General features: G+C 40.8%; 1 protein-coding gene and 1 pseudogene. Both read left to right on the top strand.

Translation table 11 applies throughout. From position 1 onward, the window contains the following. A partial coding sequence (locus tag CAG69_RS04375) for a TniQ family protein (protein WP_161442909.1) occupies positions 1-1,185 on the top strand: 1,185 nt, incomplete at its 5' end. Beyond that, positions 1,186-2,077 (top strand): annotated as a pseudogene (locus CAG69_RS04370) (type I-F CRISPR-associated protein Csy2); the annotation flags it as partial.

The following is a 2,077-nucleotide window of genomic DNA, read 5'->3' as shown; positions in this document are numbered from 1 at the left end:
CTTTTACAACGTCCAAAACCTTATCCAGACGAAAGCCTTGAAAGCTTTTTTATTCGTGTTGCAAACAAAAATGGTTATAGTGATGTTAATCGGTTTTTAGTAGCCGTTAAGCGTTATCTTTTAGATATAGATCCAAGAAAGTTCCAGACATTTCCCACCGATATCTGTCGCATCAACCCGTACTCCTCCAAGAAACATTCAATCTCGCGAACACACGCATTACATCACCTCAGTCAGTTAACATTTAACGAACCTGTAGATTTACTCGGTATCGCGTTAAACAGAAACCAAATGCAGTTTTCTCCGTCAACAACCGCGTTAATCCGTGGTGCAGAAGTCATTCCACGCTCTCTTCTACGTAAGGGGGCGATTCCATGTTGTCCCTGTTGTCTAGGTGAACACGGATATGCGAGTTACCGCTGGCATTTTTCAGGGTATGAATATTGTCATGAACATGACGTTAAGTTAATAGAACGCTGTAGTTGCGGGGCAATTTATGATTACCGGTATGCGGGATTATCAGGTGTATGTACTGAATGTGGGGAAAATATATCCGCATCTCAAGAAAACCACGAGCCTAAAGCGACCAGGATAGCATCTTGGTTAGCAGGAGATGATGTAAAACCATTGCCAGATGTCCCTCTTAGTTATAGATGGGGGTTCATGCATTGGTGGTCTCAAATATCAAGCTCATGTAAAACTCGAAACAATGGTGAATTCTTAGCCTTTTGGGAACATTGGCCAAACTCCTTTCACAAGTTGATTGGAAAAGAAATAGATTTCAATTTCAAATACTGCGTTCTTAGTAAAAACGATTTAAGAGTGAAAGACATTCTAGGGAAGACTCTGTTTAGCTCAATTCAGCTTCCTGACCGTAACTTTCGTTCGAATATCATATTAAAAGAGATGTTTCAGTATATAGAAACACACTTATGGGACGACAACGGTAAACTGGCGAACCTTCGAATGAATATGCTCGAGATATGTGTATTGCTGAACTGTTCTCGAGAGCAAGTGACATCAATGATTGAGCAAGGCCTACTCACCCCAAATCGTCAACTTGGAAAACGAGAGATACTCATCTTTACTGAATACACTTTTTACTTGGGTGATGTTTATTGTCTTTGGCTTTCAGAATTTCAATCTGATGAGTTCAATCGCTCTTTTTACCTGTCGAGGTGGTGAATGGCAACACTGGCAGAAATATTAGATAACAAAACAGACGACCTTAATAAAGATTTGCGCAGAGCCTTTAGACCACTCTCCGCACCCGTAGACATATCAGATACTCCCATTGAAGCGCTAACCATACTAGTGAACCTAACAGATAGAGTCATCGAACAAAAAGACCTACTTGATAGAAAGAAATGTAAAGACAAGCTTAGAGACGAAAAATGGTGGGCTAACTGCTTCAGAACCGTTAAATATCGCCAAAGTCATAACCCAAAGTTTCCTGACATTAGAGCAAATGGCGTAATTCGTGCCGCACCAGTCGGGCATTTGCCACCTTGTATGCTTTCTTCTAGTAAATTACCCCAAAATAGCTGGGCTTATGCCAATGACTCTAGCCAAGTGAGTAAATCCTGTTTTTTAACGAGTGAATTTATATGGAATGGTGACGTTCATTGCTTAGGTCAGTTGCTCACAGAGCTTGAACATCCGCTCTGGAATGTTCTAAGAAAACTCGGATGTTACGTTAAAACAGCCAAATACATATCAAAGGAGCTAGCACTTATTCCTCCGTTGGAAATTAATACTTCGCTAGTTAGAAATTATCTGGCACAGATTTCTCTTCCGAACGACGAAGACTCATATATTTCTTTATCACCTGTGGTTTCTCAATCAATGCAAGAAGATTGCTATCAAGTATTGAGTGAGCACTATCGATTTTCTGCTATTACTCGATTTAGCCGAGCGACAAACATGGGAACTCTGGCAATGAGTTGCGGAGGGAAATTCAAAATAATCCGCTCTTTGCCTCCGATAGAAAAGTACCAACATCACCACTTAGACTCCGTAAATTGGCTTACAAAGCGCTCAGTCAGAGCTATACGAGACTACACAGAGTCTTCCGTAT

Source organism: Vibrio sp. V43_P6S15P86, assembly GCF_009904725.1.
GTDB classification, from domain to species: Bacteria; Pseudomonadota; Gammaproteobacteria; order Enterobacterales; family Vibrionaceae; genus Vibrio; species Vibrio diabolicus.
Note: the sequence above shows the minus strand (reverse complement) of the source record. Positions and strands in the feature narration are given on the sequence as shown.